The sequence below is a fragment of the Micromonospora sp. NPDC000121 genome, from assembly GCF_042899165.1.
Taxonomy (GTDB): domain Bacteria; phylum Actinomycetota; class Actinomycetes; order Mycobacteriales; family Micromonosporaceae; genus Micromonospora.
Genome location: NZ_JBIAZP010000001.1, coordinates 418,788 through 443,947, shown reverse-complemented (window position 1 = coordinate 443,947; position 25,160 = coordinate 418,788). Strand labels below are relative to the sequence as shown.

At 75.9% G+C, this 25,160-nt stretch carries 25 protein-coding genes, 3 tRNA genes, 1 pseudogene and 1 riboswitch; of the genes and pseudogenes, 24 read left to right on the top strand and 5 right to left on the bottom strand.

Translation table 11 applies throughout. The annotated features are described in order from the left end of the window. Positions 1 to 109: 109 nt before the first annotated feature. On the top strand, positions 110 to 745 hold the full coding sequence (locus ACFY23_RS02165; RefSeq protein WP_350681831.1) for a phosphatase PAP2 family protein: 636 nt from the start codon (positions 110 to 112) through the stop codon (positions 743 to 745). Between the two features lie 29 nt (positions 746 to 774). Here ACFY23_RS02165 and ACFY23_RS02160 read toward each other — a convergent pair whose 3' ends face one another. Continuing rightward, entirely contained in the window at positions 775 to 1,554 is a 780-nt protein-coding gene (locus ACFY23_RS02160) for a prepilin peptidase (RefSeq protein WP_350681829.1), read from the bottom strand. Positions 1,555 to 2,143: 589 nt separating this feature from the next. Between ACFY23_RS02160 and ACFY23_RS02155 the strand changes: the two genes are divergently transcribed. The 12 genes from ACFY23_RS02155 (at position 2,144) to ACFY23_RS02100 (ending at position 11,732) form a co-directional block, all read left to right on the top strand. Then, positions 2,144 to 2,710: a hypothetical protein gene (locus ACFY23_RS02155; RefSeq protein WP_350681827.1), complete on the top strand. Its 567-nt coding sequence runs from the start codon at positions 2,144 to 2,146 to the stop codon at positions 2,708 to 2,710. 113 nt (positions 2,711 to 2,823) lie between these two features. Further along, on the top strand, positions 2,824 to 3,711 hold the full coding sequence (locus tag ACFY23_RS02150) for a hypothetical protein (RefSeq protein WP_387035901.1): 888 nt from the start codon (positions 2,824 to 2,826) through the stop codon (positions 3,709 to 3,711). Then, a complete protein-coding gene (locus ACFY23_RS02145) occupies positions 3,708 to 4,367 on the top strand; it encodes an SAF domain-containing protein (RefSeq protein ID WP_350681825.1) in 660 nt (219 codons plus the stop codon). Before ACFY23_RS02150 ends, ACFY23_RS02145 begins: the two co-directional genes overlap by 4 nt. A gap of 2 nt (positions 4,368 to 4,369) precedes the next feature. Further along, on the top strand, positions 4,370 to 5,170 hold the full coding sequence (locus ACFY23_RS02140; RefSeq protein ID WP_350681823.1) for a ParA family protein: 801 nt from the start codon (positions 4,370 to 4,372) through the stop codon (positions 5,168 to 5,170). Beyond that, positions 5,160 to 6,737: a CpaF/VirB11 family protein gene (locus tag ACFY23_RS02135; RefSeq protein ID WP_350681821.1), complete on the top strand. Its 1,578-nt coding sequence runs from the start codon at positions 5,160 to 5,162 to the stop codon at positions 6,735 to 6,737. Before ACFY23_RS02140 ends, ACFY23_RS02135 begins: the two co-directional genes overlap by 11 nt. A gap of 6 nt (positions 6,738 to 6,743) precedes the next feature. Then, on the top strand, positions 6,744 to 7,643 hold the full coding sequence (locus ACFY23_RS02130; RefSeq protein WP_350681819.1) for a type II secretion system F family protein: 900 nt from the start codon (positions 6,744 to 6,746) through the stop codon (positions 7,641 to 7,643). 127 nt (positions 7,644 to 7,770) lie between these two features. Further along, positions 7,771 to 8,643 carry a type II secretion system F family protein gene (locus tag ACFY23_RS02125; RefSeq protein WP_350681817.1) on the top strand — a complete coding sequence of 291 codons (873 nt, stop codon included), beginning with the start codon at positions 7,771 to 7,773 and terminating at the stop codon, positions 8,641 to 8,643. Positions 8,644 to 8,669: 26 nt separating this feature from the next. Beyond that, positions 8,670 to 8,873 carry a hypothetical protein gene (locus tag ACFY23_RS02120; protein WP_350681815.1) on the top strand — a complete coding sequence of 68 codons (204 nt, stop codon included), beginning with the start codon at positions 8,670 to 8,672 and terminating at the stop codon, positions 8,871 to 8,873. Positions 8,874 to 9,083: 210 nt separating this feature from the next. Then, positions 9,084 to 9,467 (top strand): TadE family protein, encoded by a 384-nt coding sequence (locus ACFY23_RS02115; RefSeq protein WP_350681870.1) that lies wholly within the window; start codon positions 9,084 to 9,086, stop codon positions 9,465 to 9,467. Then, entirely contained in the window at positions 9,452 to 9,931 is a 480-nt protein-coding gene (locus ACFY23_RS02110) for a TadE/TadG family type IV pilus assembly protein (protein ID WP_350681813.1), read from the top strand. Before ACFY23_RS02115 ends, ACFY23_RS02110 begins: the two co-directional genes overlap by 16 nt. Continuing rightward, entirely contained in the window at positions 9,928 to 10,380 is a 453-nt protein-coding gene (locus ACFY23_RS02105; protein WP_350681811.1) for a pilus assembly protein TadG-related protein, read from the top strand. Before ACFY23_RS02110 ends, ACFY23_RS02105 begins: the two co-directional genes overlap by 4 nt. A gap of 14 nt (positions 10,381 to 10,394) precedes the next feature. Beyond that, the gene (locus tag ACFY23_RS02100) at positions 10,395 to 11,732 is read left to right on the top strand and encodes a LysM peptidoglycan-binding domain-containing protein (protein ID WP_350681809.1); all 1,338 of its coding nucleotides are present in this window, start codon (positions 10,395 to 10,397) and stop codon (positions 11,730 to 11,732) included. 257 nt (positions 11,733 to 11,989) lie between these two features. Here the strand turns inward: ACFY23_RS02100 and ACFY23_RS02095 are convergent, their stop codons facing one another. Both ACFY23_RS02095 and bluB read right to left on the bottom strand, forming a co-directional pair. After that, complete coding sequence (locus ACFY23_RS02095) at positions 11,990 to 12,829, bottom strand: Rieske (2Fe-2S) protein (RefSeq protein WP_350681807.1); 840 nt, start codon at positions 12,827 to 12,829, stop codon at positions 11,990 to 11,992. 229 nt (positions 12,830 to 13,058) lie between these two features. After that, positions 13,059 to 13,688, bottom strand: coding sequence for a 5,6-dimethylbenzimidazole synthase (gene bluB, locus ACFY23_RS02090; RefSeq protein ID WP_350681805.1), 630 nt, complete (start codon positions 13,686 to 13,688; stop codon positions 13,059 to 13,061). Positions 13,689 to 13,723: 35 nt separating this feature from the next. Beyond that, positions 13,724 to 13,924: riboswitch (cobalamin riboswitch) on the bottom strand. A gap of 220 nt (positions 13,925 to 14,144) precedes the next feature. Here bluB and ACFY23_RS02085 point away from each other — a divergent pair. Together ACFY23_RS02085 and ACFY23_RS02080 are read left to right on the top strand one after the other, a co-directional pair. Further along, complete coding sequence (locus ACFY23_RS02085; RefSeq protein ID WP_350681803.1) at positions 14,145 to 15,062, top strand: EamA family transporter; 918 nt, start codon at positions 14,145 to 14,147, stop codon at positions 15,060 to 15,062. Between the two features lie 47 nt (positions 15,063 to 15,109). Then, complete coding sequence (locus tag ACFY23_RS02080; RefSeq protein WP_350818922.1) at positions 15,110 to 15,871, top strand: crotonase/enoyl-CoA hydratase family protein; 762 nt, start codon at positions 15,110 to 15,112, stop codon at positions 15,869 to 15,871. Here the strand turns inward: ACFY23_RS02080 and ACFY23_RS02075 are convergent. Continuing rightward, positions 15,868 to 17,334, bottom strand: a complete 1,467-nt coding sequence (locus ACFY23_RS02075; protein ID WP_350684557.1) for an FAD-dependent oxidoreductase — start codon at positions 17,332 to 17,334, stop codon at positions 15,868 to 15,870. The two genes, ACFY23_RS02080 and ACFY23_RS02075, sit on opposite strands and share 4 nt — an antisense overlap. Before the next feature lie 93 nt (positions 17,335 to 17,427). On the opposite strand from ACFY23_RS02075, the gene ACFY23_RS02070 reads away from it, so the two are divergent. After that, a complete protein-coding gene (locus ACFY23_RS02070; protein ID WP_350684558.1) occupies positions 17,428 to 18,492 on the top strand; it encodes a serine hydrolase domain-containing protein in 1,065 nt (354 codons plus the stop codon). 25 nt (positions 18,493 to 18,517) lie between these two features. Here ACFY23_RS02070 and ACFY23_RS02065 read toward each other — a convergent pair whose 3' ends face one another. After that, positions 18,518 to 19,456 (bottom strand): phytoene/squalene synthase family protein, encoded by a 939-nt coding sequence (locus ACFY23_RS02065; RefSeq protein ID WP_350684559.1) that lies wholly within the window; start codon positions 19,454 to 19,456, stop codon positions 18,518 to 18,520. A gap of 65 nt (positions 19,457 to 19,521) precedes the next feature. Between ACFY23_RS02065 and ACFY23_RS02060 the strand changes: the two are divergent. The 8 genes and pseudogenes from ACFY23_RS02060 to ACFY23_RS02025 all read left to right on the top strand — a co-directional run bounded on the left by ACFY23_RS02060 (position 19,522) and on the right by ACFY23_RS02025 (position 25,151). Further along, positions 19,522 to 20,671 (top strand): annotated as a pseudogene (locus ACFY23_RS02060) (polyprenyl synthetase family protein). After that, positions 20,671 to 22,179: a phytoene desaturase family protein gene (crtI, locus tag ACFY23_RS02055; RefSeq protein ID WP_350684560.1), complete on the top strand. Its 1,509-nt coding sequence runs from the start codon at positions 20,671 to 20,673 to the stop codon at positions 22,177 to 22,179. Before ACFY23_RS02060 ends, crtI begins: the two are co-directional and overlap by 1 nt. Positions 22,180 to 22,213: 34 nt before the next feature. After that, on the top strand, positions 22,214 to 22,825 hold the full coding sequence (gene idi, locus ACFY23_RS02050) for an isopentenyl-diphosphate Delta-isomerase (RefSeq protein WP_350684561.1): 612 nt from the start codon (positions 22,214 to 22,216) through the stop codon (positions 22,823 to 22,825). Then, positions 22,815 to 23,768 carry a MerR family transcriptional regulator gene (locus ACFY23_RS02045; RefSeq protein ID WP_350684562.1) on the top strand — a complete coding sequence of 318 codons (954 nt, stop codon included), beginning with the start codon at positions 22,815 to 22,817 and terminating at the stop codon, positions 23,766 to 23,768. Before idi ends, ACFY23_RS02045 begins: the two co-directional genes overlap by 11 nt. Before the next feature lie 77 nt (positions 23,769 to 23,845). Then, positions 23,846 to 24,640 (top strand): polysaccharide deacetylase family protein, encoded by a 795-nt coding sequence (locus tag ACFY23_RS02040; protein WP_350684563.1) that lies wholly within the window; start codon positions 23,846 to 23,848, stop codon positions 24,638 to 24,640. A gap of 154 nt (positions 24,641 to 24,794) precedes the next feature. After that, positions 24,795 to 24,867, top strand: a tRNA-Glu gene (locus ACFY23_RS02035). 32 nt (positions 24,868 to 24,899) lie between these two features. Beyond that, positions 24,900 to 24,976, top strand: a tRNA-Asp gene (locus ACFY23_RS02030). 101 nt (positions 24,977 to 25,077) lie between these two features. Further along, positions 25,078 to 25,151 (top strand) — tRNA-Phe (locus ACFY23_RS02025). Positions 25,152 to 25,160 lie beyond the last annotated feature (9 nt).

Sequence of the window (25,160 nt, the reverse complement as noted above, 5' to 3'; positions counted from 1 at the left end):
AGACGAAAGTCAGGGTCGCGGCCTGACCAACGCACACTGCGTCCGACTTCCAGGTGTTCCAGGGTTGTCCGTGAGGTAAACACGGTATGAACGATTGGTGAGGTGAGTCATGGTTGATGCGGGCACGACGAATGTGCCGGAGATCAGCGCCGAGTGGTACCGGGACATCGTCGACTTCGCCGCCGACACCCCGCAACCGGTGCAGTGGTTCGCCGGGCACTTCACCGAGGCCGCGATCCTGCTGCTCGGGGCACTGTGGCTGGTGGCGGCCGTGTCGCGCCTCGGGGGTGGCCCGCGCGGGCGCGCGTACGCCCTGGTGACGCCGGTGGCGGTGGTGCTCGCGTACGGGTGCAGCGAGGCGTTGAAGGTGGTGGTGGACCAGGAGCGCCCCTGCCGGGCCGTGGCCATCGAACTCGCCATCGTCGCGAGCGAGTGCCCGCCGACGGGCGACTGGTCCTTCCCCAGCAACCACTCCACGATCGCGGGCGGGCTGGCGGTGGCGACGCTGCTGCTGTCCCGCCGGATCGGGTGGGTCGCGCTGCCGGTGGCGGCGCTGGCCGCGTTCTCGCGCACCTTCGTCGGCGTGCACTACCCGCACGACGTGGTCGCCGGCGTCCTGCTCGGCGCCCTGGTCGCCGCCCTGCTCACGCCGCTGCTCGCCCGTCCCGCCGCCGGCCTGCTCCAGCGCCGCGCCCGCCACGCCGAGCGCCCCGTCCCGGACCGGGCCACGTCAGCCCGCCCCTGACCACCCGGCCGAAGCGGGCGGGAGCCGGCTCAGGTCAGGAGGAGGGCGGTGAGGGTGCCGAGGGTGAGGAAGGGGCCGAAGGGGAGGTAGCTGCGCCAGCCGACGCGGCGGGCCGCCAGGAGCGCGACGCCGACCAGGCCGGAGAGCAGCAGGGCGAGCACCAGCCCGGCCACCGGGACGGCCCAGCCGTACCAGCCCAGCAGGGCGCCGACGCCGAGCGCCAGCTTGGCGTCGCCGAGGCCGAAGCCGCGCCGGCCGAGCAGCAGCGTGGTGGTGGCGAAGAACAGCGCCAGCCCCGCCCCGGCCACGGCGGCCCGCAGCCAGGGCGCCGGACCCGCCCCGGCCAGGGCGGCCACGCCGAGCAGCAGCCAGGTGCCGGCCGCGGCGGGCCAGGTGAGCCGGTCCGGCAGCCGGTGCACGGCCGCGTCCACGAAGACGAGGGGGATCGCCCAGGCCAGCCACCAGGCGGTGGCGGCCAGCACCGCGACGGGCGGCCCGACGAGCAGCAGCACCCCGAGCGCCGCCGCCACGGCGAGTTCGACCGCGCCGGGCGGCGGACCGACGCGCGCGCGGCACCGCCCGCACCGGGCCGCCGGGCCCAGCGCCGGCCACGGCCGGGCCAGCCCGATCGGGGCGCCGCAGGCGTCGCATCCGGTCCTGGTGGCCACCCCCGGCGGTACGGCGTACCGGATCGCGGCGAGGCGGAGCACCGGGCCGAGGGCGAGGACGGCCAGCGCCCGCGCGGCCCGGGAGGCGATCGGCGGCGGCCCGGCGGGCTGCGCCAGCGCCGGCGGTTCGGTCAGCGCCATGCGCGCCCCTCCCCCCGGCCGCCGAGGCGCGACACGGAGAGTAGTGACGCCCGGGTCGACCGGTAACGGGCGCGGCGACCTTCACTCCTCCCACCGGAATCGAGGAAATCCGCGCGGAAATGGCGCGCCCGCATGGGCGGGAATCCCATGCAAATGGAATGCCGATACGCCGGGGCGGGGGACGGATCGGACCAGACGCCGCGTCCGGGACAACCCCCGGCGACCACTGCGCCCACCCACCCACCGGACGGACTCCCACCGCGCCGGTTTTCCCGACCGTCCAGCAGGGCCCCGCACCCCGGCCCGACCCCACCAGTCGCAGCCACCGCCGCCACCACCTGTCATCACTCACGGTGTCCAACTGAATTGCCTCTGTTGCATCGGCGAACGTCAGCCTATGCTCGCCCCTTGGGTACGGTGCAACCCCGCAACGAAACGGCACGAGGACCCAGGACTTGCATTTGTAGATATCCGTAACGGCGAATGCGACGACGCTTTCCGACAGGTCCGGATGACCCCATTCGGCCACGCCGCCGCATGCCCGGAGACCGGCGCGCCGGCCTCCGGACGGCCACCGAGGAGGCACGACGTGCGCGGACGGCAGCTCGGCCGGCGGACGACCCGCCTGCTCGCCATCGCGGCGATCGGAGCGGTCACGGCCTGCGGCGCCGGCCCGCCGACGACCACCCCGACGGCTCCCGCCGACGGCACGCCGACCCCGACCCACCGGGACGTCGACGAGCAGGCGGCCAGGGAGGCGGCACTGGCCGCGTACGCCGGATATCTGGCCGCGTCCCGCACGGCGAGCGGGCGCAGCGATCCCCACCATCCGGACCTGTCGCGGTTCGTCGCCGACCCGCTGCTGACCCGGGTCCGGCTGTCCATCCACGAGGCGAAGGAGCACGGCGCGATGCGTACCGGCACGTTGGTCTCCGACCCCACCGTGACCTCGGTCAGCCTGGACTCGAGCCCACCCACGGTGGAGATTCAGGACTGCCTGGACGCGACCGGCTACCGCCTGGTGTACGCCAGGAACAAGCGGGTCGTCCCCGGCACCGGGGGGACCCGGCACCTGGTCACCGCGACCGCCACCCGCTACCCGGACGGCCGCTGGCTGATCAACGCCGGCGCCGCCCACGAGGACCTGCCGTGCTGACCTGGGGAGGAGGGGACGCCTCGGCCCTCGCGCCGAGCGGGGCCGGGGCGACCCGCACGCGTACCGCCGGCACCCCGGCCGGGGCGACCCGCCGGGCGCTCGCCGGCGCCGGGCTGGCTCTGCTGCTGGCGCTCGGGGCGGCCGTGCCCGCGATCGCCGCCGGGCGCGCGGACCCGGGCGCGGAGTGCCCGCCCGGGCAGAACGACTGCAGCGTCTGGGACGACGACCCCGGCACCCCGGGGGGTGGCGGGGACACCGGCGGCGGCGACCCCGGCGGTGGTGGGGACTCCGGCGGAGGTGGCGGGAAGTGCCAGTGGAACGGCCGGACCGTCAAGTGCTACCACGACGTGCTCGGCTGGTTCAACAACGGCGACGGCTGCTACTACAGGCTCTCCGAGCCTCAGCCGGAGGCCCCCGAGGGCCAGCAGTGGTACACGCGCACCTGCAACGGCGGCGACCTCGGCGCCCAGACCGAAGTCCTCCTCGACGCCCCGCCGCCCGGCTTCGGCGCGCCGCCCGACCCGGAGGAACTCGCCCGCCGGGCGCTGGCGAAGATCACCATCGCGGCGCCCCGGATCGCGGTCGCACCCCGTCGCAGCAAGGGCCCCGGCCTGGTCGGGCTGCCGGTCTGGATGTGGGGCAGCGACGACGATCCGAAGTACTTCGGGCCGACCCTGGAGGCGTCGGAGACCGAGCGGGGGCTGACCGTGGAGATCACGGCGACGTTCGACCGGATCGTCTGGGACATGGGCAACGGCCAGACGGTCACCTGCGCCGGCGCCGGCACCCCGTACCGGGCCGGCGGCAGGCTCGCCGGGCGCCCCTCCCCGGACTGCGGCTACGACAGCGGCTACCCGAAGGCCGACGACTACCGGGTACGCGCCACGACGTACTGGACCGTGACCTGGCGCGGCGGCGGCGAGAGCGGCGTCATCCCCCTCACCCGGACGACGGGCACGGTCCCCGTCCGGATCAACGAACTACAGGTGGTGTCCGAGTGAGTGTGGCTACCCGTGACGGAACCGGACCGGTGGACGCGCCGATCGCCCCGCCAAAGGTGGTGCGCCAGCGCCGGATGCGGCCCGGGCTGCTCGGCCTGGCCGTGCTGCTGATCGCCCTCGGCGGTCTGGGGGCGGCGTTCGCGGTCACCTCCGTACGCGCCACCGGCAGCTACCTCGCCGTGGCCCGACCGGTCGAGGTCGGCCGGCAGATCAGCGCCGACGACCTGATGCCCGTGCAGGTGGCCGGCGGCCAGGGCCTGTCCCCGGTGCCGGCCGCCCGGCTCGACGAGGTGCTCGGCAAGCGGGCCGCCGTGTCGCTGGCCCCCGGGACGCTGCTGACCATGGCCCAGCTCACCGACGACCCGCTGCTCGGCCCCGGGCAGCAGCAGCTCGCGCTGGGGCTCGGGCCCGCCGAGGTGCCCGCCCGCGAGCTGCACCCCGGCGACAAGGTCCTGCTGGTCAGCACGCCCGACGGCGACGACGTCCGCCCGGCGGGCGCCGCCACCCGGTTCGAGGCGACGGTCATCGACACCGCGACGCCCGCCGACGACAACGAGGTGGTGGTCTACCTGGCGCTCGCCGTGCGGGACGTGCCGGCCGTGGTGGCGCTGTCCGCGCAGGAGCGGATCGCCGTCGTGCTGACCGAGGCGGCCTGAGCATGGCGATCATCGCGCTGGTCTCGGCGAAGGGCTCCCCGGGCGTCACCACCTCCGCCCTGGCCTGCGCCCTGACCTGGCACCGGCGGCTGGTGCTCGCCGAGTGCGACCCGGCCGGCGGGTCCGTCCTCGCCGGCTACCTGGGCGGCGCGCTCGACGGCCCCCGGGGCATCGGCGAGCTGGCGGTCGGCGAGCTGCGCGACGGCAACCTGGAGACCGCGTTCTGGTCGCAACTGGTCGACCTGGACGCGCCGAAGCGGGAACGGCTGCTGCTGCCCGGCGTCGTCGACCCCGCGCAGGCCGGCAGCGTCACCCCGCTCTGGCAGCGGTTCGCCGACTTCTTCACCAGCCTGGAACGCGGCGACCCGCCGTACGACGTGCTCGTCGACTGCGGGCGGCTGCACGTCGTCGGTCCACCCTGGCCGATCCTGCGCGCCGCCTCGGTGGTGCTGCTGGTCAGCCGCGCCCGGCTGCCCGACCTGTCCGGCACCCGCGCGATGGTCAGGGCGATCGAGCGGGACTTCGCCGAGCACCGGGTGCCGCCGGGCAGCCTCCGGCTGCTGCTGGTCGGCGGCGGCCACGGCAGCGGCGAGGTGAGCAAGGCGCTGCGGCTGCCGGTGGCCGCCCGGCTGCCGGACGACCCGCGTACCGCCGAGGTGCTCAGCCTGGGCGGCACCGTGCGGGCCGGTCGGCCGCTGATGCGCGCGGCAGGGGCCCTGGAGGTGCCGGTCGGGGCGCTGCTGGAGCGGCGGCGCGCGCGGCTGGCCTGGCCCGCGTCGCAGGGGGTGCCGGATGCGGTTTGAACCGGTCTCCGCCGACCCGCGCCGACAGCCGCCCGGCGCCACCGCCGCCCCGCCCGGCGCCACCGCCACCGCGCCGCCCGGCGCCACCTCCACCGCCCCACCGCTGCCCCCGCCCCACGGGCGCTACCAGCCGGCGCCTCTTCCGGTGCCGCTGGCCGGGCCGCCGCCGGAGCCGCCGCCCCGGGCCCGGGTCGACTTCCACGTGGTCCGCGAGCTGCGCCGGAAACTCAGCGAACGGCTCACCCGGTGGCAGCGGGGCCGGGAGTTCACGGTCGACGAGGAGGACACCGAGCGCGCGCGGCTCGCGGTCGCGGTGGTGGCCGAGTACGCCGACGCGGTCCGCCGGGCGGGCACCCCGATGGCGGCCGGCGAGGAGCGCCTCCTGCTCGACCAGGTGACCGCCGAGCTGGCCGGGCTCGGCCGCCTCCAGACGCTGCTGGTGGACGACACCATCGAGGAGGTGCACATCCTCGGCTGCGACCAGGTGCGCGTCACCCGGCACGGCGGCGGGGTGGACTGGGCCGAGCCGATCGCCGACAGCGACGACGAGCTGGTGGAGATCCTCCAGGCGGCGGCCCGCCGCGCCGGGGCCACCGAGCGGTCGCTGTCCACCTCCAAGCCCACGCTCGACCTGCAACTGCCCGACGGCAGCCGGCTGGCCGCGGTGTTCCTGGTCAGCCACCGCCCGTACGCGGTGATCCGCAAGCACAACACACTGGACGTGAGCCTGGACGACCTCGCGGGCGGCCGGGGCGACCTGGACGAGATGATCGACCCGCTGGTGCGCGACTTCCTGCGCGCCTCCATGCGGGCCGGGCTGAACATCATGGTGGCGGGTCTCGCCGGCGCCGGGAAGACCACGGTCATCCGGGCGCTGATGGACGAGATCCCGCCCGACGAGCCGTACGTGCTGCTGGAGGAGAGCCGGGAGCTGCTGCCGGCCCGCCGCCGGCTCAAGCACCGGGCGGTGATGAGCTTCGAGGCCCGGGAGGGGCACGGCGAGCGCGGGCCGGACGGCCGCCCGGCCGGCGAGGTGAGCATCGCCGACCTGATCCCCGTCTCGCTGCGGATGGGCGTGCTGCGGATCATCGTCGGCGAGGTGCGGTCCCGGGAGATCGTCCCGATGCTCCAGGCCATGACCACCAGCCGCGGCTCGATGTGCACCATCCACGCGCGTACGCCCGCCGGGGTGAGCGAACGGATCATCGAGCTGGCGCTGGCGCACGGCCGGGAGATGACCGTCGACCAGGCCCGCCGGATGGCCGGCAACGCGCTCGACCTGATCGTCTACGTCACCGTCGAGGACGAGACCGCCATCGGCGGGCGCAAGCACCGCTTCGTCTCGCACGTCGAGGAGGTCATCGGCGTCGGCGACGGCAACCGGATCACCACCACGCAGGTGTTCGGTCCCGGGCCGGACGGGCGGGCGGTGCCCCGGCACCTGCCCGAGCGGATCCGCGCCCAGCTCCTCCGGGTCGGCTACGACGCCCGGCTGCTCAGCCGGTGGATCGAGGCCGGCACCGGCGCCTGGCGGCAGCCCCGGCAGACCCGGCTCGGGCGGCGGTGACCGGAGATGCTCGACAACGTCGAACTCGTCGCGGTGGTCTCCGGGGCCGCCTGCGTCGCCGGGCTGCTGCTGGCGGTCGTCGCGGTCGTCGGCACCCGCCGGCCGCCCGGCGGTCCCGGCGCGGGCCGAGGGCTGGAGCGCCTGTGGAAGGGCTCCGGCGCCACCCCGCGCGAGCAGCGGGCGCACCAGGCCACGCTGGTGGGCGCGCTGGTCGCCGGCGCGCTGGCCTTCCTGGCCACGGGCCTGCCGGTGGTCGGCCTGCTGGTCGCGGTGGCGGTCCCCGGCACCCCGTGGCTGTTCACCGTCGGCAAGGCCGAGCAGCGGGCCATCGCCCGGATCGAGGCGGTCGGCGAATGGACCCGCCGGCTCAAGGACGTCTCGGCCACCGGCCAGGGCCTCCAGCAGACGATCATCGGCACGGTCACCACCGCGCCCGAGGAGATCCAGGAGGAGGTACGGCTGCTCGCCGCCCGCCTCCAGGCCGGCTGGCTCGCCCGCTCCGCGCTGCTCGCCTTCGCCGACGAGATCGGCGATCCGGTCTGCGACCAGGTGGTGGCGGCGCTGATCCTGCACGTGACCGACCGGGGCGAGCGCCTCGGCGACGTGCTCGGCTCGATCGCGCAGGCGGCGGCCGCCGAGGTGGCCACCCGCCGGGAGATCGAGGCGAAGCGCACCCAGCCCCGGTTCGCGGTCCGCTTCCTCACCGGGATGACCCTCGCCACGGTCGCGTACGGGCTGCTCAACACCGAGTACGTCCGCCCGTACGGCACGCCCTTCGGGCAGCTCGTGATGGCAGTCCTCGGCGCGGCCTTCGTCGGCCTGCTGGCCTGGGTGCGGTCGATGAGCCAGCCGCGCCGGCCGGCGCGCTTCCTGCCGGCCCCCGACCCGCAGGAGGTGCTCGCGTGAGCGTGCCCGGTCTGCTTGCGAGCGCCGCCGTCCGCGGGCCGGGACGGGCTTCGCGTCGCTGTGCGCGAAGGTCCACGACGTCGGCCCCGGTCGCCGGGGCCGACGTGCGGAACGGAGGGCGGGTCACGTGATCGTCAACTGGCAGTTCGCGCTCGCCGTCTGCGGCGGGGCGACCGTCGGGCTGGGCACCTTCCTGGTGGTCCGCGAACTCGTGCCAGCCACCCCGGCGCTCGGGCCCGCGCTGCGCCGGCTGCACCAGCCGCCCGGCGGCGGGCAGCTCACCGCACCCGCCGACCGGCGGCTGGAGTGGCTGACCGGGCTGAGCCGCTGGCTGCGGCCACCGCACCGGCAGCTCGCCCTGATCGACCGGACCCCCGAGCAGTACGCCCTGTCGATGCTGCTCTCCGCGCTGATCGGGCTCGCCGCGCCGACGCTGCTCGGGGGCACGCTCCTCGCCGTCGGCGTACGGCTGCCGGTGGTCGTGCCAGTGCTCGGCAGTCTCGGGCTGGCGCTGTTCTGCGCCCTGGTCGCGCACCGGGCGGTGCTGGACCGGGCGGACAAGGCCCGCGACGAGTTCCGCCAGGCCGTCTGCACCTACCTGGACCTGGTCGCGTTGCAGCTCGCCGCCGCCCACGGGCCGGTGCAGTCGCTGGAACGGGCGGCGGCCGTCTGCGACGGCTGGGTCTTCGACCGCATCTCCGAGGCGCTGCGGATCGCCCAGATGCAGATGCACTCGCCCTGGGACGAACTGCGCGACCTCGCCGAGCGCATCGGCATCCCGGAACTGGGCGACGTCGGGGCGATCATGCGCTCCTCCGGCAGCGAGGGCGCGCAGGTGCACGAGACCCTGCGCAGCCGCGCGGACTCGCTGCGCGACCAGATCCGCACCGACAACCTGGCCCGGGCTGAGGGGGTCACCAGCCGCCTCGACATCCCCGGGGCGCTGCTCGTCTTCGTCCTGCTCGGCTTCGCCGTCTACCCGTTCATCGCCCGCCTCTGATCCGCCCCCGAGAGAAGGAGCCCGTCATGTCCGTCATCACCCACCTGCACGTCGCGCTGGCGGCGCGGCTGGCCGAGCTGCGCCGCGACGGCGAACGCGGGGACAGCCCCGTACCCACCGCCGTGATCATCTTCGGTCTGGTCGCCGTCGCGATGGCGGTCACCGCCGCCGCCCTCGGCGCGGCCAACGACTGGATGGACAACATCCCGACCCACCAGGACCCGAAGTAACGCCGGGTCGTGCGCCGAGCAGACTCCGTGCCGGGACGCCGGGCGGTCACCACCGCCCGGCGCCCCGTCCTGGCCGCCGCCCGGGACGCGGTTGCCGCTGGGCGGCGCGCTGACCCGGCCGCCGCCCGGCGCGCTGACCCGGCCGACGGGCAGCGCGCTGCTCCGGCCGGCGGGCGCCACGCGGGTGCGGCCGCCGTCCGACGACGGCTCATGGCCGGCGGGGCCGACCAAGGGGCCAACCCGGTCGAGCTGGCGGTGGCGATGCCGGTGATCCTGCTGCTGCTCTTCGCCTCGATCCAGACCGCCGCCTGGTTCGTCGCCCGCTCCACGGCGCTGAACGCCGCGCAGAGCGCCGTCAACGCCCAACGGCTGTACCAGGCGCCACCCGGGGCCGGTGAGGCCCGGGCCACCCGCTTCCTGCGCGCCGCGGGCGGCTGGCTCGTCGACTGGGACGACCCCGGCCCGAGCTGCCAGACCAGCAGGACCGAGGTGACCTGCACCGTGCGCGGTCGCTCTCTGTCGGTCGTGCCCGGGGTCGACTTCCCGGTGCGGCAGACCGCGCACGGGACGGCGGAACGGTGGACCACGCCGTGAGCCGTACCGCCGAGCGGGGCTCGGTCTCGATCGAGGTGGCGGTGCTCGCCCCGGCCTTCATCGCGCTGATCGTGCTGGCCGGGGTCACGGGGCGTACCGCCGTGGCGGCCGAGGCGATCGACGCCGCCGCCCACGACGCCGCCCGCGCCGCGTCGATCTCCCGGGACGCCCGCACCGCCCGCGCGGAGGCCCGGGACGCGGCCCGCCGGCAGCTCGACTGGCGGGGCCTGGACTGCGCCGGCACTCCCGAGGTCACCTTCAGCGGCGCGGTACGCGGCCGCCCCACCAGCTTCGACGCGGCGTTCCGCAGCTCGGCCGGGCAGGAAGCCTCGGTCACGGTACGGATCGCCTGCACGGTCTCCTACCAGGACCTGCACCTGTCCGTCCTGCCGGCGATGCCCACCGGCACCCGGGTGTCGGCGAGCTTCACCTCGCCGCTGGACCGCTACCGGAGCCGCGGATGACCGCCGGTCGGGGCCGTGCGCCCCGCCGGACCGGATGCGGCGACGAGGGGCGGGTGAGCATCTTCCTCGCGGTGGCGATGGTCGGGATCCTCGCCGTCATCGGCATGGCCTTCGACGGCGCGGGCCAACTGCGCACGTTGCAGCGGGCCGACAACCTCGCCTCCGAGGCCGCCCGGGCCGGCGGCCAGGCCATCGACCGGGCCACCGCGATCGAGGGCGGGCCGACCCGGATCAACCGGCCCCAGGCCCGCCGGGCCGTCGCCGACTACCTCGCCGCGGCCGGCGCCGCCGGCCACACCGTCAGCTTTCCGGTCGTCGACGGGGAGACCCGGGTGCGGGTACGGGTCACCGTCACGCACCGCAGATCCATGCTCGGCCTGTTCGGCTTCGACGAGACCGTCACCGTCTCCGGCGAGGCGACCGCGCGACCGCTCACCGGGGCACCGTAGGAAGGAAGGCAGCCATGGCCGCTTCGGGTCGTTCCGCCGTACGGCGGACCGGACGGATCCTGACCGGGTTCGGCGCGCTCGTCGTGCTCTGCGCGGTGCTGGTCGGCGCGCCGGTGGCGCTGCTCGCCCTCGCCGGCAACCCGCTGCCCGACCACCTGCCCACCGTCGGGGAGATCGGCGCGACGCTGACCAGCCGCGACGACGGCCGCCTCTTTTTGCGCGCGCTGGCGCTGGCCGGGTGGTTCGGGTGGGCGACGTTCGCCTTCTCGGTGCTGGTGGAACTCTGCGCGCAGGCGCTGCGCCGGCCGGCGCCCCGGCTGCCGGGCATGAGCCGCCAGCAGCGGGCCGCCGCCGCGCTGGTCGGGTCGGTCGCGCTGATCATCGCGACCAGCCCGGCGGCGAGCGCGGCCACGGCGTTCGCCGGTCCGTACGCCCTGCCGGCGGCGCCGATCGCAGAGGCACCGATGGCTGTCACGCCGCAGGCCACCTGGCCCGCCTCCGCCGCTCCGGTCGTCCAGGCCGGCCCGGCTCTGCCGGCCGCCCGCGCAGCCCACGTGGATCTGGCGGCTCAGGCCGCCCACGCTGCTCCAGCCGCGCAGGCTGGTCAGGCCGCCTCGGCGGCCCAGCCTGTTCCGGCTGCCTCGGCCGACGGGGCGGCGGTCTACCGGGTGGCCCGGGGCGACCACCTGGGCAGGGTTGCCGAGCGCTACCTCGACGACTTCGGCGACTACCGTGAGCTGGCTGCGCTGAACCGGATCGACGACCCGGACCGGATCCACCCGGGCCAGTTGCTGAGGCTCCCGCAGGAGGCCGAAGACCGGGGTGCCCGCCGGCACGCCACCGGCCGCCTCGTCGCCCGTCCCACCCCACCCGCGCCGGCCCCGCAGCCCGCCCCGGAACAGGTCGCCCCGGACCGGGCGACGCCCCCGCCCACGGCGGAAGCCCCGGCGCCCCCGGCGACGGGCGCACCCGGCGACCAGGCGCCGACGGTGACGGTGGGAGCGGCACGAGCCGGCGACCCCGACCGGGTGAACCGGCCGCTCGCGGTGTCCGCCGTCCTGGCGGTGGCGAGCATCGTCGGCGCGCAGATCGGCGCGGTCCTGGGCCTGCGCCGCCGCCCGACCCGCGTACCGGCCGGCGCGGCCCGGCTCGCCACCCCCGCACGCCGCAGCACGGGCGGGACCGGCACCGGCAGGAGCCGGCGCGGCACGGGGTTCTGGGGCACCGGCACGGCCACGGACACGGACGGAAACGGCGAGGCGGGCACCAGCGGCCGGGTGGCGGGCGCCCGGGGCCGGGCACACGCGGACGCCGACCGGGACGTACCCATCGGCCGCCACCGCCGCCACTGACCCGTAACCCCCACCCTCCCCGATCGCCGCCGGGCGTCGGTGATCAAGAGGTTCAGGTCGGCAACGAAGATCAAACTGGACGCAAACCAGGTGGTCGGCGGGCAGGTCGGTGATCGCCGCCTTGATCAACGCAGGCAGGGCCGGCGTGGGCCCGTCTGGGCGTGGCCCGCACGGGCAGGGCCGGGGCGGCCGGGCCCGTGCGGGTGAGGGTGGCCCGCCGGGGGGGGCCGAGCCGAGCCAGCGCGCAGGTGGGTGGGTCAGGGGAGGCGGGTCTCGAGCATGCCGTTGACGATGCGGGTGGGCAGGACCTGCTGGTCGTTGGCGGACGGGCCGTGCACGACCTCGCCGCCGTTGAGCCGGAACGTGCTGCCGTGCCACGGGCAGACCACGCACGCGTGCCCGCCGATCTCCTGCACCTCGCCCTTGCCGAGCGGGCCGCTCTGGTGCGGGCAGCGCTCCAGCATGACGGTGACCTCGTCGCCGTGCCGGTAGAGGATCACCGAGACGTCGTCGACCTCCCGCGTGATCAGCTTCCGCTGCGGCAGGGCGGACATGTCCGCGATCGAGTGCCAGCCGTCGCTCATCCGGTGCATCTCGGAGATGCTCTGGTTGACCTGCGCGCCCTGCTTGTACGCCAGGTGCCCGCCGATGTAGGCCCCCATGCTCGCGGCGCTGAGCCCGAGGAAGCCGAGCGTACGGCCGAGGTTGTGCCGGCCGGTCATCCGCGCGGCCACGGAGCCCGCGTAGAACGCCAGGCCGACGCTGTTGGAGGCGGCGTGCACCAGGCCGATCCGGCGCTGGTCGCGGGCGAGGGCCGCCCAGTCGTTGAGCCCGGCGACGGCGGCCGGCAGGGCGCTGGCGGTGCCCACCGCGCACAGCGTCGTGGCGGCCCGGCGCTGCCCCGGCATCAGGTCCAGCACTGCCGTGCTGATCCACGCGCCGACCGGCACCTGCACCATCGCGGGGTGCAGCGGGTGCCCCAGCCAGACGCCGTGCAGCAGGTCGCGGACGCGCCTTGGGCGGAGGGTGGCCTGGACGGCCCGCTGCAACCGGTCGCCGATCCGGTCCAGCGCGGCGGTCTGCTCGATCTTCGTCATCAGTGCTCGCACCCGTACCGACTTCCCGGCAGGAGCGGCCGCAAACCGGTCTCCGGTGACGGATCCGCCGCGGTGCGTGACGAGGCCCCTGCCGGCCCGGAACCGGGCGCGCGAGAGGCCGGTGGCGTAGGCCGCGACCTTCCCGGTGCGCGCCCCGTCGACGCTCGCAGGCCCGCCGGAACCAGTCGCCACGCCGAGGCGGCAGCCCCCGTCCCTCTCCGCGCGACGGTCAGCGGCCCGGCGACGTCCAGCGGTCGTGGTGGATCGCCTCGGCCAGCGGGCGCTTCTGCCGCCAGCCGTGCCGGGCCAGGTCGGGCACGGCCTCGAAGTGGGTGACCGGCCCGAGGCAGAGCCACGCCACCGGCCGTACGCCGTCGGGGATGCCGAGCAGGTCGGCCAGCCAGGGCTCCCGGTAGAACGACACCCACCCGACGCCGAGCCCCTCGGCGGTGGCGGCCAGCCAGAGGTTCTGGATGGCGAGGCAGGCCGAGTAGAGCCCGGTGTCGGCGATGGCGTGCCGCCCGAGCACGGCGGGGCCGCCGCGCGCCGGGTCGTAGGTGACCACCACGGACAGGGTGGACTCCAGCACCCCGTCGATCTTGATGCGGGCGAACCGCTCGGCCGCCTCCCCGTCCAGGGTGGCGGCGAAGGTGTCCCGCTCGGTCTGGACGTGCTCGTGGAACCGGCGCCGCAGCTCCGGGTCGCGGACGACGACGAAGTCCCAGGGCTGCGAGTAGCCGACGCTCGGCGCGGCGTGCGCCGCCGCCAGCACGCGGTGCAGCGTCTCCTCGGGCACCGGCGCCCCGGTGAACTGGCCGCGGACGTCCCGGCGGCGGTGGATGACGTCGTAGAGATCCAAGGCAGGCTCCCGCTGCGCTCGGCCCACGCTCCGGGCGTGGGCACCTGACGCGAGGCCGGTCTTCGGACTCCCGGATCGACGCCTGGCCGTCCGCCTTCCCGGCCCGTGCGGGCCAGTGGCTGCGCGCTCGCGCGTGGACGGTGGCTCCCCGGTCACCGCGGCGGGCCCGTGCCGGATTCGCACCGGCTTCCCGATTCTCCCCGCTCGCGCGGGGCACCTCACATGATCGTGCCGCCCGGCATGCTAGCCCCCCGCCGCCGGGACCCACCGCCCCGGCCCACCACGCAGACCCGCCGCGCGGACCCCGCCCGGACCCGCCGCCCAGACCGCCGCGCGGACCCCACCACACCGCCCGCCGCCCGGGCCCCGCGCCGGTCGGGCGACGCCCCCCACGACGGCCACCGCGCCGTGGAAATCCGGTCGCGGGCCGCGCCGCTCCCGACCACTGTGGTTCGGGTGTACACACTCGCCTCCCGCCCGCTGCCGGCCGGCCACCCGGCGGCCCGGCTGACCGTCGCCCTCGGCCAGCCCCGGGCCGTGCCGCCACCGCTGCTGATGCTGCTGGGCATGCTCTCCACCCAGGTCGGGGCGGCCGTCGCGAAGCAGCTCTTCGGCAGCACCAGCCCCGGCGGTACGACCACGCTGCGGCTCGGCTTCGCCGCGCTGATCCTGCTGCTGGTGGCCCGGCCCGGGCTGCGGCTGGGCTGGCGCGCCGCCGGCCTGGTCGGGGCGTTCGGGCTCACCCTGGCGCTGATGAACCTCGCCTTCTACGCGGCGCTGCACCGGGTGCCGCTCGGCGTGGCGGTCACCATCGGTTTCGCGGGGCCGCTGCTGGTGTCGCTCGCCGGCAGCCGCCGGCCCGCCGACGTGGTGTGGGCGGTCCTGGCGGGCGGCGGGGTGCTGCTGATCAGCGGGCTCGGCGGGACCGGGGTGGACCGGGTGGGGCTGCTGCTGTGCGTCGCCATCGCGGTCGGCTGGGCCGGGTACGTGCTGCTCGGCAAGGCGGTCAGCGCCCGGGTGCCGGGCAGCCGGGGCCTCGCGCTGGGGATGGCGGTCGCCGCGCTGGCCGTACTGCCGTTCGGGGTCGCCGGCAGCGGCACCGCGCTGCTCGACCCGTGGACCCTCGCGCTGGGCGTCGCGGTGGCGCTGCTGTCGTCGGTGCTGCCGTACTCGGCCGAGTTGGCCGCGCTGCGCCGGATGCCGGCCCGGGTCTTCGCGATCCTGCTCAGCCTGGAGCCGGCGATCGGGGCGCTGGTCGGGCTGGTCCTGCTGGGCGAGCTGCTGGCCTGGCCGCAGGCGGTCGGGGTGGCGTGCGTGGTCGGCGCCGCGCTGGGCGCGACCCTGGTCCGCCCCCGCGCCGCGACCACGCGCTGACACCGACACCCCTGGCGCCGCCGGCACCACCGGGGCATGCTGTCCCGATGGGCGTACGCGTCGAACGCGCCGGGCCGGTGACCACGGTGATCCTGGACCGGCCGGCGGCCCGCAACGCGGTCGACGGCCCGACGGCCCGGGCGCTGGCCGACGCGTTCCGCGCCTTCGAGGCCGACTCCGACGCGGCGGTGGCCGTGCTCTGGGGCGCCGGCGGCACGTTCTGCGCCGGGGCCGACCTGAAGGCCATCGGCACCCCGAGCGGCAACCGGGTGGAGCCGGAGGGGGACGGCCCGATGGGCCCGACCCGGATGACGCTCGGCAAGCCGGTGATCGCCGCGATCTCCGGTCACGCGGTGGCGGGCGGGCTGGAGCTGGCGCTCTGGTGCGACCTGCGGGTCGCCGAGTCCGACGCGGTGCTCGGGGTGTTCTGCCGGCGCTGGGGGGTGCCGCTGATCGACGGCGGGACGGTCCGGCTGCCCCGGCTGATCGGCGAGAGCCGGGCGATGGACCTGATCCTCACCGGCCGACCGGTGCGGGCCGAGGAGGCGTACGCGATGGGGCTGGTGAACCGCCTCGTCGCGCCGGGTGAGTCCCGGGCGGCGGCGGAGCGGCTGGCGGCGGAGATCGCCCGGCACCCGCAGACCTGCCTGCGCAACGACCGGGCCGCCGTGCTGGCCGGCGCCGGCCAGCCGGAGCCGGCGGCGCTGGCGACCGAGCTGGCGTACGGGATGGACTCGCTCGCCGTCGACGCGGCGGCCGGGGCGGCCCGGTTCGCGGCCGGCGCCGGCCGGCACGGCGCGGCCGTCTAGCGGAGGTTGCGCAGCGCGTCCTCGATCGCCCGGTGGAACGTCGGGTACGCGTAGATCATGTGCCGGAGCCGGCTGAGCGGCACGGCCGCGTGCACCGCCACCACCAGCCCGGAGAGCACCTCCCCACCGGCCGGCCCGACCGACGTCGCCCCGACCAGCACGCCCTGGTCGGCGTCGGCGACCAGCTTGATGAAGCCCTCGTTGCCGCTCTTGTGGATCCAGCCGCGCGCCGACGACGGCAGCTCGGTGCGGCCGACCTGCACGTTGATCCCCCGCTCGCGGGCCTGCCGCTCGGTCAGGCCGACCGCGCCGACCTCGGGGTCGGTGAAGGTGACCCGGGGCAGCGCCCGGTAGTCGGCGCGCGGCACCGCGCCCGCGGCACCGCCCGACCCGGTGGTGCCCGAAGCGCCGACCACGCCACCCGTCGCACGGGCGGTGCCGCTGGCGTCCGGCCCGCCGTCGGCGCGCCGGACGTGGTCGAGCACGTCGGCGACGACGATCCCCGCCTGGTACATGGCGACGTGGGTGAACGCGCCCTCGCCGGTGACGTCACCGACCGCCCAGATGCCGTCGGTCACGTGCAGCCGGTCGTCGACGGCCAGGTACCGCTGGCCGGCGTCCACCCCGACGGTGTCCAGGCCCAGCTCGTCCAGGTGGGCGCGGCGGCCGGTCACCACCAGCAGCCGCTCGGCGGTGAACTCCGCGCCGCCGGCCCCGTGCAGGGTGAAGCCGCGCCCGTCGTGGCGGACCCGCTCCGCCCGTACGCCGGTGTGGATCTCCACCCCGTCGGCGCGCAGCGCGGCGGCGGCCACCTCGGACGCCTCCGGCTCCTCGACGGCGAGCACCCGGTCCGCCGCCTCGACCACGGTGACCCGGACGCCGAACCGGGCGAAGACCTGGGCCAGCTCCAGGCCGATCGCGCCGCCGCCCAGCACCAGCAGCGACTCCGGCAGCTCCTCGACCTCGATCGCCTGGCGGTTGGTCCAGTACGGCGTGTCGGCCAGCCCGTCGACCGGTGGCACGGACGGCTTGGTGCCGGTGCCCAACACGATCGCGTGCCGGGCCTGGAAGACCCGCTCGCCGACCCGGACCCGGCCGGGGCCGTCGAGGCGGGCGCTGCCCCGGACGAACCGGCCGCCCTTGCCGGTGAAGCGTTCCACCGCGACCGTGTCGTCCCAGGTGTCGGTGGCCTCCTCGCGGATCCGCTTCGCCACCGGCGCCCAGTCGGGCCGGACCTGGGCGGCGCCGGCGAGCCCGTCGATCCGGCGGGCCTCGGCGATGGCGTTGGCGGCCCTGATCATCATCTTGCTCGGGATGCAGCCCCAGTAGGGGCACTCCCCGCCGACCAGGTCGCGTTCGACGCCGACGACGGTCAGCCCGGCCTCGGCGAGCCGCCCGGCCACCTCCTCGCCGCCGACCCCGAGCCCGACCACGACCACGTCCACCAGTTCCGGCTCCGCCATCCCGCCAGCATTCCGCACCGCCCCTCCGGGGGCCAGCCGGTCGCCGGCAAATTCCACTGCCCGTCGGCACGCCCGACCGCCTACCGTGGCCGGATGCGCGCACGCTTCTCCGCCGTCCACGACTGCTTCGCCGAGCTGCTCGCCGCCGGTCGGGAGACCGGGGCCGGCCTGGCGATCTGGTACGACGGGGAGCCGGTCGTCGACATCGTCGGCGGGGAGCGGTCGCCGGGGCGGCCGTGGCTGCCGGAGACGCTGGTGAACGTCTACTCGGTCGGCAAGCCCGTCGCCGCGCTCTGCCTGCTGACGCTGGTCGACCGGGGCCGGCTCGACCTGGACGACCCGGTCGCCGTGCACTGGCCCGGCTTCCGCGCCCCGGCCACCGTCCGGCAGGTGCTCACGCACACCGCCGGGCTGCCGGCCTTCCCGGTGCCCCGGCCGGCCGCCGCGATCGTCGACTGGGACCTGCTCTGCGCCGACCTCGCCGCCGCCGGGCCGGAGTGGCCGCCGGGGTCCGTCGCGGGCGAGCACGCCTGGACGTACGGGCATCTGGTGGGCGAGCTGGTGCGGCGGATCGACGGGCGGTCGGTGGGCCGATTCCTCGCCGAGGAGATCGCCGGCCCGTGGCGGCTGGACCTCGGCTTCGGCCTCGGCGAGGCGGACCGGCGGCGCTGCGCCGAGCTGCGGTACGGCGACCCGGGGTGGCCGGACCGGGTGGCGGGTGAGCCGGGCTCGCTCTGGGCGCGGGCGCTGGACAACCCGCCCGGCGGGCGGGACCTGGCGATGGTGAACAGCCCGCTCTGGCGGGGCGCGGAGGTGCCGGCGGTCAACCTGCACGCGACGGCGGGCGCCCTGGCCCGGCTCTACGCGGGCCTGCTCGCCGGCGGCGTCCTCGACGGCGTACGCCTGTTCAGCCCGGAGCTGGTGGCCGAGGCGACGCGGGTCCAGTACGACGGCGACGACCTGCTGCTGGGCCGGCGCACCCGGTGGACGCTGGGCATGCAGTGGGAGGAGGACGGGAGCTGGGGCATGGGCGGGATCGGCGGCAGCTCCGCCTGGGCCGACCCCGCGCGCGGCTACACGTTCGCCTACGCCACGTCCCACCTGGCCGACCACGACCGGGTCGACGCGCTGGTGGACGCCCTGCACTCCTGCCTCTGAGCCGCCCCCGGCCGGCGGCGCACGGTCACGGGCTGGGCACGGGCACCGGGGCGGGCGCCAGGGCGGGCCCGGGGATCACCACCGGCGTGCCGGTCGGGGTGAGCAGCGCGCGGGCGGCCACCGCCAGCCGGCGGCGCCGGGGCACCAGCGCCCGGCCGGCGAAGACGTCGAAGTCCTGCGCGGCCACCTCGTCGAGGATGCCGCCGTAGAGCGCGTACGCGGTGCGCATGCACGCCTGCGAGGCGGGCGCGAGCAGCGTGATCCCGGGGGCCGCGGCGGCGTAGTGCGCCCGGGCGCGGCCCACCTCGTACGCGATCAACTCCCGGATCCGGGGCGTGGCGCGCCCTCGTGCGCGGGCCCCGGCAAGCTCCTCGCGGGTGACGCCGAACAGGGCCAGGTCGTCGTCGGGCAGGTACGTCCGCCCGCGGTCGAGATCCTCGGCGACGTCGCGGATGAAGTTGGTGAGCTGGAACGCGAAGCCGAGCTGGCGCGCCGGCTCGCGGGCCGCGGCCGGGTCGGAGCTGCCCAGGATCGGCAGCATCATCGTGCCGATGACGGCCGCCGAGCCCTCCATGTAGTCGAGCAGGTGGTCGTAGCTGCGGTACGAGGTGACCGTCAGGTCCATCGCCATGCTCTTGAGGAACGACGCGAAGTCGTCCCGGTCGAGATCGAAGACGGCGATGGTGTGCAGCACGGCCGGGAGCAGCGGGTCGTCGACGGGCTGGCCGTGCAGCCCGGCGTCGAAGCGGCCGGCCCAGTCGTCGAGCCGCGCCGCGCGCTCGGCCGGCGACAACTCCTCGGTCCGGTCGACGATCTCGTCGGCGTAGCGGGTGAACCCGTAGAGGGCGTGCACGTGCCGCCGTTTCCAGGCGGGCAGCAGCCGGGTGGCGAGATAGTAGGTGCGGCCGTGACGTCTGTGCAGCTCACGGCATCGGTCATAGGCAGCGGTGAGATCGGTGTCCACCCGCCCTCCTCAAATATCGACGCACCAATCGACGCAAGACGTAACCCTAGGGTACGCTCGCCGGCATGGCCAACGACGCAGTTGCCGGCAACACCCTCCGCGTCACGCCGGCAGGCCCGGCGGACGGGGACGACCTCGTCGGCGCGGTGCTGGCCGCGTACACGAGGGATCTGGTCACGGCGGTGGACCGGATCCTCGCCGCCTTCCTGGCCGCCGAGGTCGCCGCGCTGACCGAGGTCGACGCGGCGATGGGCCGGTTCGCCGCGACGGCGCGCGACAGCGTGCTGGCCGGCGGCAAGCGGGTCCGCCCGACGTTCGCCTACTGGGGCTGGCGGGGCTCGGGCGGCGCCGAGCCGCTGCCGGCCGTGCTGCCGGCGTTCGCCGCCCTGGAGTTGCTGCACACCTTCGCCCTCGTGCACGACGACGTGATGGACGCCTCCACCACCCGGCGCGGTCGGCCGACCGTGCACGTGGCGCAGGCCGCCCGGCACGCCGCCGCCGGGCACCGGGGCGACCCGGGTCGGTTCGGCGAGGCGGTCGCGGTGCTGGTCGGCGACCTCTGCGTGGTGTGGGCCGACCGCCTCCTCGCGCGCCGCCCTGCCACCGGCCCGGCTGCTCCACGTCCGCCGCTGCTACGACCAGATGCGGGTGGAGACGATCGCCGGGCAGTACCTCGACGTGCTCGGCGAGAGCGACGCGGCGAACTGGTCGGTCGACCGCGCGCTGCGCGTCGCCCGTTACAAGACCGCGAGCTACACGGTGCAGCAGCCGCTGCTCTTCGGCGCCTGCCTGGCCGGCGTCGACACCGATGCCCCGCTGGTCGCCGCGTACACCCGCTACGGGCTCGCGGTCGGCGAGGCGTTCCAGCTCTGCGACGACCTGCTCGGCGTCTACGGCGACCCGTCGGCCACCGGCAAGCCGGCCGGCGACGACCTGCGCACCGGCAAGCCGACCGCGCTGCTCATGCTCGCCCGGCAGCTCGCCACGCCCGCCCAGCGGCGCGCGCTGGACCGGGTCGGCGCCGGGGTGACGGACGGGGATGTCGCCCGGCTCGCCGACGTGGTCGCCGACACCGGCGCGGTCGACCGGGTCGAGCGCATGATCTCCGACCGGGTCGCCGAGGCGCTGGCCGCGCTCGACACCGCGTCGATTGACGAGACGGCGCGCACCGCGCTGACCGGCCTCGCCACCGCCGCCACCGACCGGCGGGCGTGATGGGCAACTTCGCACGAGGAGGTGGTCGCGTGCGCACCGTCGGCGGGCGTACGGACCGGGTGCTGGTCGTCGGCGCCGGCCTGGGTGGGCTGGCCTGCGCGCTGCACCTGGCGGGCAGCGGTCGACAGGTGACCGTGCTGGAACGCGAGCCGGTGCCGGGCGGCCGGGCCGGCCGGCTCGGCGTCGACGGCTACGAGTTCGACACCGGCCCCACCGTGCTCACCATGCCCGACCTGATCGCCGAGGCGCTCGGCGCGGTGGGCGAGGAGCTGGACGACTGGCTCGACCTGACCCCGCTCGACCCGGCCTACCGGGCCTACTACCCCGACGGGTCGACGCTGGACGTCATCACCGACACCACCCGGATGGCCGCCGAGATCGCCCGGGTCTGCGGCCCCCGCGAGGCCGACGGCTACCTGCGCTTCGTCGACTACGCCCGGAAGCTCTGGCAGTGGGAGCGCGCCGACTTCATCGAGCGCAACCTGGACGCGCCCACCGACCTGCTCACCGGCAACCTCGTGCGGCTGCTGGCGGGCGGCGCCTTCCGCCGGCTCCAAACGAAGATCAACCAGTTCTTCCGCGACCCGCGCACCCAACGGATCTTCTCGTTCCAGGCGATGTACGCGGGCCTCGCCCCGCACGACGCGCTGGCCATCTACGCGGTCATCGCGTACCTCGACTCGGTGGCCGGGGTCTACTTCCCGCGCGGCGGCATCCACGCGGTCTCCCGGGGCATGGCCGGCGCCGCCGAGAAGCACGGCGTGCAGATCCGGTACGGCACCACGGTCACCCGGGTGGAGACGGCGAACGGCCGGGCCACCGGCGTGCTGACCGCCGACGGCGAGCGGATCCCGGCCGACGTGGTGGTGCTCAACCCCGACCTGCCGGTCGCCTACCGCGACCTGCTGCCACCGGCCCGCCCCCGCAGGCTCACCTACTCGCCGTCCTGCGTGGTGCTGCACGTGGGATCCCGGCAGGGATATGGGAGGATCGCCCACCACAACATCCACTTTGGACGGTCCTGGAAGGGCACCTTCGATGAGGTCATCCGGCGTGGCGAGCTGATGAGCGACCCGTCCCTGCTGGTGACCAACCCGAGCCGGACGGACCCGTCCGTGGCGCCCGCCGGCCGGCACACCTACTACGTGCTCGCGCCGGTGCCCAACCTCCACCGGGCGCCGTTCGACTGGCGGGGCGACCTCACCGACCGCTACGCCGACCAGCTCGTCGGGACCCTGGAGGAGCGCGGCTACGTCGGCTTCGGCGCCGGCGTCGAGGTGCTGCGGGCGGTCACCCCGGCCGAGTGGGCGGAGCAGGGGATGGCCGCCGGCACCCCGTTCGCCGCCGCGCACAGCTTCTTCCAGACCGGCCCGTTCCGCCCGTCGAACCTGCACCGGACGCTGCCGAACGTGGTCTTCGTCGGCTCCGGCACCCAGCCCGGTGTCGGCGTGCCGATGGTGCTCATCTCCGGCAAGCTCGCCGCCGGCCGCATCACCGGGAGATCCTGATGCTCCTCGCCCGCACACCCGAAAGGCACGCGCCGTGACCACCCGCGAGAAGCACCTCGTCGAACTCGTCGACGACGCCGGACGGGCGCGGGGCGAGACCACCGTGTCCGCCGCCCACCAGCCCCCGGGCCAGCTGCACCGCGCCTTCTCGGTGTTGCTCGTCGACCCCGACGGTCGGGTGCTTCTCCAGCGCCGGGCCGGGGTGAAGACCCGCTTCCCGCTGCGCTGGGCCAACTCGTGCTGCGGCCATCCCGCGCCCGGCGAGTCGCTGGTCGAGGCCGCCAACCGCCGGCTGGGTGAGGAGCTCGGCGCCGACCCGGTCGAGCTGACCGAGGTCGGGGTGTACGTCTACTACGCCGAGGACCCGGCCACCGGCCGGGTCGAGTTCGAGTACGACCACGTCCTGCGGGGCGAGTTCCGGCCGGGCACGCCGCTGCTGCCCGACCCCGACGAGGTGGCCGAGCTGCGCTGGGTCGACCCCGTCGAGCTGGCCGCCGACCTCGACGCCGACCCCCGCGCGTACGCGCCGTGGCTGGGCGGGGTGGTGAACCGGCTGCTGCGGCCGGCCGTCGGCCCACCCAAAGCGGCCACGAGCCCCTCCGCGCCGCCGGCGGACGACCCGTCGGAGCGGTCGGGTGGCCGATGAGGCGCTGAGCGCGGGGGCGGTGGCCCGGCGGCTGGGGGTCGCCGTCACCACCCTGCGCACCTGGCACCAGCGCTACGGGCTCGGCCCGAGCGAGCACGTACCGGGACACCACCGGCGCTACACGCCGGCCGACCTCGCGCGCCTGGAGATCATGCGGCGCCTCACCGCCCAGGGGGTCACCCCCGCCGAGGCCGCCCGCTGGGCCCGTCGGGTGCCGGAGGCCGTACCCGCCGCCGACGCCGGCGCAGGCCCGCCCGCGCGTGCCGCCGGCACCCGGGACGGCGGCGGCCCGACGATCCCGGTCGGTCGGGCCGGGCCGGGCGCCCGTGGGCTGGCCCGCGCCGCCATGCGGCTGGACTCGGTGGCGATCAGCGAGGCGATCGCGCACGCCGTCGAGACGGACGGGGTGGTCGCCACCTGGGACAGGCTGCTGCGCCCGGTGCTCGTCGGCATCGGGGAGCGGCACTCCGCCACCGCCGGCCTGATCGAGGTCGAGCACCTGGTGTCCCGGTGCGTGTCGGAGGCGTTCGCGGCGGTCGCCCGGGCCGGCGCGCCCACCGGGCCGCCGCGCATCCTGCTCTCCTGCGCCGACGAGGAGCAGCACAGCCTGCCGCTGGAGGCGCTCGCCGCCGCGCTCGCCGAGGCCGGGGTGGGCTACCGGATGCTCGGTGCCCGGGTCCCGGTGACGGCGCTGGTCGAGGCGGTCAACCGGACCGGGCCGGCCGCCGTGGTCGTCTGGTCGCACGCCCCGGCCACCGCCGATCCCGCCCAGCTCACCGCCCTGCTCGCCGCGCCCCGCCGGCCGCTGCTGGTGGCCGCCGCCGGGCCCGGCTGGCCGGCGGACTCGCTGCCCGCCGGGGTGGTGCGACCGGTCGACCTCACCGAGGCGGTCTCGCTCGCGCTGGCCGTACGCGACTCGCTGGAGCGGCCCGCCGCCGACTGACCGGGGTGCCGGGGACGGAAAGCCGTCCACTAGCGTCGGGGGGTCCGCCGACCCCGACCCCCCTTCGGGAGCGAACGATGCGCCCACGCGCCGTACTGGCGTCCGGTCTGGCCCTGGCCCTTCTGCTCGGCGGCTGCGGTGACACCTCCACGTCCCCGCCGGAGGCGGGCCCCAGCCCCGTCGCCTCGGCGCCGCTGCCGCCGGAGCCGACCCCGACGGCCAGCCCGCGCCCGACCCGCAGCACCCCGCCGAGGCGTCCCGTCCGCCCGCTGCCCGGCACACTGCCGGCGGGCCTGCAACGCAGCACCGGCGTACGGGCGGTGGCGCTGACCTTCGACGACGGGCCCGACCCGGTCTGGACGCCCAAGATCCTCGACCGCCTCCGCGCGGCCCGGGTCACCGCCACGTTCTGCGTGGTGGGCACCCAGGCCCGCCGGCACCCCGATCTGGTCCGGCGGATCGTGCGGGAGGGGCACCAGCTCTGCAACCACAGCTGGCGCCACGACCTGGACCTCGCCCGGCGACCGGTCGCCGAGATCCGGAAGGACCTGGCCCGCACCAACGCGGCGATCCGGGCCGCGGTGCCCGGCGCCAAGGTGCCGTTCTACCGGCAGCCGGGCGGCCGTTGGACGCCCGAGGTGGTGTCGGTCGCCAGGCAGCTGGGCATGCGGTCGCTGCACTGGAACGTCGACCCGCAGGACTGGGGCAAGCCCACCACCGCGACGATCACCAAGCGGGTACGCGTCGCGGCCCGCCCCGGATCGGTCGTGCTGCTGCACGACGGGGGCGGCGATCGGGCCGCGACACTGGCCGCCTGCCCGCACCTGATCACCGACCTGAAGCGCCGCTTCGGCGTCGTCCGGCTCCGCTAGACCGCCCCTGACCTGCGGTTTTGCGGGTCAGTGTGGCCAGGGCCATACCGGTTTGGTCGAGGGGCCGACCATCACGTAAGCTATCCAAGCCTCCGGCGGGGCCGGATGGGAGCAAGTCCGCTTGAAGTTGCGAGTGTGCAATGATGGCGGGGCCGCCCTCATCGTCTAGCGGCCCAGGACGCCGCCCTTTCAAGGCGGTAGCACGGGTTCGAATCCCGTTGGGGGCACGGTCCGGCTTCGGCCGGAGGCAACAAAGCTAGGTCCTGTGGAGCAGTTGGAGTGCTCGCCGCCCTGTCAAGGCGGAGGTCGCGGGTTCAAGTCCCGTCAGGACCGCCAGCGCTGACGCCGCGCCCACCACGCGCGGCGTTCTGCGTATCGGAGCGTGCGACCCTCCCGGCGGACAACCCGCCGTGCGGGTAGCATGAACCGAGCAACACGGCCAGGTAGCTCAGTTGGTACGAGCGTCCGACTGAAAATCGGAAGGTCGGCGGTTCGACCCCGCCCCTGGCCACATAGCCTT

Excerpts from the sequence above, each read along its gene's own strand:
- ACFY23_RS02165 (WP_350681831.1), top strand. The coding sequence starts at position 110 with ATGGTTGATGCGGGCACGACGAATGTGCCGGAGATCAGCGCCGAGTGG.
- ACFY23_RS02160 (WP_350681829.1), bottom strand. The coding sequence starts at position 1,554 with ATGGCGCTGACCGAACCGCCGGCGCTGGCGCAGCCCGCCGGGCCGCCG.
- ACFY23_RS02140 (WP_350681823.1), top strand. The coding sequence starts at position 4,370 with ATGGCGATCATCGCGCTGGTCTCGGCGAAGGGCTCCCCGGGCGTCACC.
- ACFY23_RS02135 (WP_350681821.1), top strand. The coding sequence starts at position 5,160 with ATGCGGTTTGAACCGGTCTCCGCCGACCCGCGCCGACAGCCGCCCGGC.
- ACFY23_RS02130 (WP_350681819.1), top strand. The coding sequence starts at position 6,744 with ATGCTCGACAACGTCGAACTCGTCGCGGTGGTCTCCGGGGCCGCCTGC.
- ACFY23_RS02120 (WP_350681815.1), top strand. The coding sequence starts at position 8,670 with ATGTCCGTCATCACCCACCTGCACGTCGCGCTGGCGGCGCGGCTGGCC.
- ACFY23_RS02115 (WP_350681870.1), top strand. The coding sequence starts at position 9,084 with ATGGCCGGCGGGGCCGACCAAGGGGCCAACCCGGTCGAGCTGGCGGTG.
- ACFY23_RS02105 (WP_350681811.1), top strand. The coding sequence starts at position 9,928 with ATGACCGCCGGTCGGGGCCGTGCGCCCCGCCGGACCGGATGCGGCGAC.
- ACFY23_RS02100 (WP_350681809.1), top strand. The coding sequence starts at position 10,395 with ATGGCCGCTTCGGGTCGTTCCGCCGTACGGCGGACCGGACGGATCCTG.
- ACFY23_RS02095 (WP_350681807.1), bottom strand. The coding sequence starts at position 12,829 with ATGACGAAGATCGAGCAGACCGCCGCGCTGGACCGGATCGGCGACCGG.
- ACFY23_RS02080 (WP_350818922.1), top strand. The coding sequence starts at position 15,110 with ATGGGCGTACGCGTCGAACGCGCCGGGCCGGTGACCACGGTGATCCTG.
- ACFY23_RS02075 (WP_350684557.1), bottom strand. The coding sequence starts at position 17,334 with ATGGCGGAGCCGGAACTGGTGGACGTGGTCGTGGTCGGGCTCGGGGTC.
- ACFY23_RS02070 (WP_350684558.1), top strand. The coding sequence starts at position 17,428 with ATGCGCGCACGCTTCTCCGCCGTCCACGACTGCTTCGCCGAGCTGCTC.
- crtI (WP_350684560.1), top strand. The coding sequence starts at position 20,671 with ATGGGCAACTTCGCACGAGGAGGTGGTCGCGTGCGCACCGTCGGCGGG.
- ACFY23_RS02040 (WP_350684563.1), top strand. The coding sequence starts at position 23,846 with ATGCGCCCACGCGCCGTACTGGCGTCCGGTCTGGCCCTGGCCCTTCTG.